Raw genomic sequence first — 5015 nt, 5'->3', positions numbered from 1 at the left:
CAGAATTGTGATTCATCCTGGATGCTGGAATGGAGGCCAGCATCGATGACGCGACCTTATTCGAATGATCTTCGTGAGCGTGTTGTTGCGGCAGTTTCGGCCGGTCAGAGTTGCCGGGTGGTGGCGGAGCGGTTCGACATTGCCGTTTCCTCTGTGGTGAAGTGGTCGCAACGCCATCGGGCAACCGGCAGCGTCTCGCCGGGCAAGATGGGCGGCCATCGTCGGCGGGTGCTGGAGCCGCATCGTGCCTTCATCGTCGAGCAGATCGAGCAAACATCCCACCTGACGCTGCATCGGCTGAAGGATGAGTTGGCCGCCCGCGGCGTGAGCGTCTCCCACAATGCCATCTGGCAGTTCATGCGCCGCGAGGGCCTGAGCTTTAAAAAAACGCTGTTCGCCCTTGAGCAGGGCCGCGCCGACATTGCCCGGCGCAGAGCCCGCTGGAAGGCCTGGCAAGGCCGCTTTGATCCGAAGCGGCTGGTCTTTCTCGATGAGAGTGTGCTGCAGAGCAGCGGAAGGAGTTCAATATGAACTGAGACCGTGGCGTAAAGCTGCGTAAATGATGGGGGACGGCCCCCCGAGATCGGCTTTCAGGAGCGGGTCTCAAACCAGTCCGAGCTGCTGCGGTAAAGAGCCGTGGTGGTGAGCGTCGGATGAAAAGTTCGGACGAGATCCGAGCAGGTACGTGTCCGAAAGACGAACGAAAGTGAACCCTCCGAAGACGCGCCGTTATGAATTTAAGCGTCGTCGAAACCAGGACTGTTTCGTCATCCTGGGACAAGTCCGCCGGGTGCCTGATGACTGGGTGGGCGGCGACCGGCGTAGAGGGGGCGTGAGTCGGATACAGGCTTTTACGCGGAACTGCAGGAACCAGGCTCCTGATGCCAAGGGAGAAGCCCAAGCGGAGAAACCGCAAGGCGAGAGTACCGATGCAGGAGCCTGGGGCGGACCGATCCGTATGAGCGTTGAGGGCTCTGTAATGGGGCCGAAGCAAAGGGATCGGATCAGGTGGTCGTATTGCTTGGAACAACTGGAAACAGGATGACTTCGATAGGTACGACAGACAAGCCGTTTCGAATTGAGAAACGGCGAGTGTACGAGGCTTACAAAGCGGTCAAAACCAACCGTGGCGCAGCCGGGGTGGACGGTGAGACCTTGGAGATGTTCGAGAAAGACCTTGCTGGAAACCTGTACAAGATCTGGAATCGGATGTCTTCGGGGACTTACTTTCCGCCGCCGGTGCGCGCCGTCTCCATTCCGAAGAAGACTGGAGGGGAAAGGGTTTTGGGTGTGCCGACGGTCAGCGATCGGATCGTGCAGACGGTGGTCAAGCAGATGATTGAGCCGGATTTGGATTCCCTCTTTCTTCCGGACTCCTACGGGTACAGGCCGGGAAAATCGGCTCTTGATGCCGTTGGGGTGACGCGTCAGCGGTGCTGAAGTACGATTGGGTTCTGGAATTCGACATCAAAGGGCTGTTTGACAATCTTCCGCATGATCTCTTGCTGAAGGCGGTCAGAAAGCACGTCAAATGCAACTGGGCTCTGCTCTACATCGAAAGATGGCTGGCCGCGCCTATGGAAAAGAAGGGAGAAGTCATTGAGCGAACGCGCGGTACCCCGCAAGGGGGCGTGGTTAGCCCGATCTTGTCGAATCTCTTCCTGCATTACGCGTTCGACGTCTGGATGACCCGGACACATCCGGATCTTCCATGGTGTCGGTATGCGGACGATGGTCTGGTGCACTGCCGAACAGAGCAAGAAGCAGAGGCGCTCAAGGCCCAGCTTCAAGCCCGGCTGGCAGCATTTGGACTTGAGATGCATCCGACCAAGACCCAGATCGTCTACTGCAAGGATAATCGGCGCCGAGCGATGTATCCGGCTGTCAAATTTGACTTCCTTGGATACCAGTTCCGGCCGCGACAGGTGGCGACGTCACAGCGGAATGAGTTCTTCTGTGGCTATACCCCAGCGGCCAGTCCAACGGCGCTCAAGTCGATGCGGACCACGATCAAAAGCTTGAACATTCCGCGGCAAACGCCGGGGACGCTGGCTGAAATCGCCAAACAGATCAATCCGCTCCTCCGGGGATGGATTGCCTATTATGGGCGGTTCAGTCGTTCGGCTCTGTTCTCTCTGGCTGACTACGTCAATCGGAAGCTCAAGGCCTGGATCATGCGAAAGTACAAGCGCTTTCGGTTCCACAAGACTCGGGCGTCGCAGTTCCTGCGGCAACTTGCCCGAGACAGGCGGGACCTCTTCGTACACTGGCAGGCGTTCGGAACGAACACGTTTACCTGATGGGAGCGGTGTGAATCGAGAGGTTCACGCACCGTTCTGCGAGAGGCCGGCAGGTGAAATCCCTCCGGCCTACTCACCCTTGGATCCGCACTAACATGGCGCCGTTGCGCGGCTGGGGCCCGAGGGGCAAGAGACTGCGCGGCTTTGCTCCGCATGGCCGCTGGCGCACGCTCACTTTCCTCGGCGCCTTGCGCTGCGATCGGCTCACTGCGCCCTGCGTCTTCGACGGTCCCATCAATGGCGAGTGCTTCGACGCTTATGTCCGCCAGCAGTTGATCCCAACCCTCAAACCCGGCGACATTGTTATCCTCGACAATCTCGGCTCCCACAAAGCCAAGGCCGTCCGCCACGCCATCAGGGCGGCTGGCGCTAGACTGTGGTTTCTGCCGAAATATTCTCCCGACCTTAATCCGATCGAGCAGGCCTTCGCCAAGATCAAGCACTGGATGCGCCAGGCCCAAAAGCGAACCGTCGAGGACACCTGTAGCCATCTGGGCCACCTCGCCGACACCATCAAGCCCGACGAATGCGCCAACTACTTCTCAAACGCAGGCTACGCTTCCGTCAAAACGTGAAACGCTCTAAATGTTTCTAAAAGAAATCACATCTGCGATAGACGAAAAAATGGCGCAGATAGGGTTCATGAAAGTATCAAAATTTTTATATTGCCGTAGCAATGATGGCGAGACAGAGAGTTTTGTTGAGTGGAATTTATTTGGCAGACCCGTAACCAACTTCGCATGTGACTTTGGGCTGCGGAACATTGGCGCGTTTAGTTTTGCAGAAAAGTACTTGAAACTCTACGGCGGGAGAAACAGTAGGGTGGAAGGCCGATTCAATGAGCGGTGCCGATTGGGGCAATACTACTCATGGGGAGAACGGTCATCGCTGCGGTTGAGTGACTATGGCGGGAATTTTGAGTTAGTGCTTGAGAAGGCTCAAGCCGACATTCACCGCTTCGACCGAGAGCTGGGAGGGTTTTTGATCTCGAAGGACAAACTTTGCGATCTTCTGATAAGTGATTACAGGTGGATGGCGTGGGACTGGTGTAATGGCGCGGCAAGGGCTGCGGAATATTCCTATCTCGCTTCAAGCATCGGCGGCACAAGCCCAGGTGTAATACGTGCTGCTCTTAGGCCGTACGAGAATGTAAACATAAGATCCGGCCTAGATCGCTCCGTTGAAGTTCGCGAGTATTTGGATAACGTGTTCCGGGATCTAGGCGCGACATCAACGTGATTAATGGTATCGCGCAGTCTAATCGTGAATATACTTGAGCCCAGCGCATGCCCATTGGGATCAGACTTATTGCCGGGATCGTTTTCGGAGTAGCTGTATCGGTTCGTCCCGACGCTCTCCTTGGTATCGGATCCCAATTATCCGGGGAGATGAACCGGCCGAAGGCCGGATCGTAGTATCTGGCATTGAGATACATCAGGCCGGTTTCGGGATCGAAGCGTTCGCCGATATAGCCCTTCTTGGTCTGGAAGCTGGTGTTGGTGGCTTCGCCATAGGCGGCATAGCCGGTCTGTTCGATACGGTAGCCGCTTTCGTTGGTCACCTGCCGCACCGAGGCGTAATAATCCGAGTGTGAGACGTGCTTTGACGGGATTGAGCGAATGACAGCAAGGTTCGGACGTGTGAATGAGGTGGTTTACCTGGTTCACGTTTTGGAAGGGAAATGGAATATGCACAATCCTCAAGCGATCTATCTGGAACTAAGTTCTGGAATATCCTTCACCCTTCGTTGCGGAGCCGATGGAGAATCATTGCAAATCGCTCACGGCAAGGTCGCTATGGCTGAGAGAGACATGGGCGAATTTGGCCAGGAAAGGCTAGTTAACGCAACAAGAAGGGGTGGTTGGGAAAATATCTCCGGCCAAGACATTGACTTCCTAGGGGTTATCAAAGGCCAATATGCTATCGAAGGTATCGTGTTTCAGAGCTCACAATCGGAGCTGTTTGTTATGAATAGCGGGGACGAGCTTGTGATCCATAATCAAGCGCCCCGAAATATTCTCAGTGAAGAAGGTTTGACAGTATCTCCGTTGGATTGGAGCGAGCGCTAGTAGCTCGCTGGCGAGCGTCACCCAGAACGGCGCCACGGTGAGCTTCGCCTATGGCCCGGACGGCGCCCGGGTGAAGAAGAGCTGGGCTTCGGCACGACGCTCTCTATCCCGACGCCAATGTCGAGATCGACCGCTCGACGCCCGGCACAGACATCTACACCCTCTATGCGCATCCCGACGCCAAGATCGTCGTCACATGAGGCAGCACCGAGCAGGACAAGTTCTTCCTGTGACCTGCCATTGAACTTTCATCCAGCTGCGGTTAGAGCCCGACGGTTTTGAAGGCGAAGAGGCGCGGTATGAGCAACCGGCGGAAACGCGAAGTTTCATTGCAGCGTTGGAGCCGGTTCCGGCGAAGTCTGCCGGGGTTTGATATCCGTTGCCCCGTGAAATAATCCATTTTGAAGCTGAGCCCCGGCCGCGCCGGTTTAAGGCGCGACCAGGGTTGGTTGCCCGACCTATCTATTGTCCAACTGCGACCTGACCAGCCTCAGCCCTCGTTCGGTGATCCGGTAGGGCTGGCCGCCTGAAGACCTGATCGCCTTCAGCCGTTTCAATCTCCTGAAGAGATGTAAGCGTCCGGCGAACGCATTTTTCGGCTTGGGTTGAGGCGTAGGGTTGGAGTTGGCGGCTTAACGTTTTGGCC

Annotated in this window: 2 protein-coding genes and 4 pseudogenes; 4 read left to right on the top strand and 2 right to left on the bottom strand. The window is 56.3% G+C overall.

Annotated features, from left to right (window positions below):
• Nucleotides 1–45 precede the first annotated feature (45 nt).
• The 3 pseudogenes from AC13QO_RS29715 to AC13QO_RS29705 form a co-directional block, all read left to right on the top strand.
• Nucleotides 46–513: pseudogene (locus tag AC13QO_RS29715) on the top strand (IS630 transposase-related protein); the annotation flags it as partial.
• Between the two features lie 528 nt (nt 514–1041).
• Nucleotides 1042–2300 (top strand): annotated as a pseudogene (ltrA, locus tag AC13QO_RS29710) (group II intron reverse transcriptase/maturase).
• Nucleotides 2301–2380: 80 nt separating this feature from the next.
• Nucleotides 2381–2875 (top strand): annotated as a pseudogene (locus AC13QO_RS29705) (IS630 family transposase); the annotation flags it as partial.
• 557 nt (nt 2876–3432) lie between these two features.
• Here the strand turns inward: AC13QO_RS29705 and AC13QO_RS29700 are convergent.
• Nucleotides 3433–3870, bottom strand: a complete 438-nt coding sequence (locus tag AC13QO_RS29700) for an RHS repeat-associated core domain-containing protein (protein ID WP_488542740.1) — start codon at nt 3868–3870, stop codon at nt 3433–3435.
• A gap of 49 nt (nt 3871–3919) precedes the next feature.
• Between AC13QO_RS29700 and AC13QO_RS29695 the strand changes: the two genes are divergently transcribed.
• Nucleotides 3920–4369, top strand: coding sequence for a hypothetical protein (locus AC13QO_RS29695; protein ID WP_488542739.1), 450 nt, complete (start codon nt 3920–3922; stop codon nt 4367–4369).
• 458 nt (nt 4370–4827) lie between these two features.
• Here the strand turns inward: AC13QO_RS29695 and AC13QO_RS29690 are convergent.
• Nucleotides 4828–4944: pseudogene (locus tag AC13QO_RS29690) on the bottom strand (YjhX family toxin); the annotation flags it as partial.
• Between the last annotated feature and the right edge of the window lie 71 nt (nt 4945–5015).

This window comes from Rhizobium sp. CNPSo 3670, from assembly GCF_057784555.1.
This window is presented reverse-complemented; position numbering and strand designations above follow the sequence as displayed.

Excerpts from the sequence above, each read along its gene's own strand:
- AC13QO_RS29695 (WP_488542739.1), top strand. The coding sequence starts at position 3,920 with ATGACAGCAAGGTTCGGACGTGTGAATGAGGTGGTTTACCTGGTTCAC.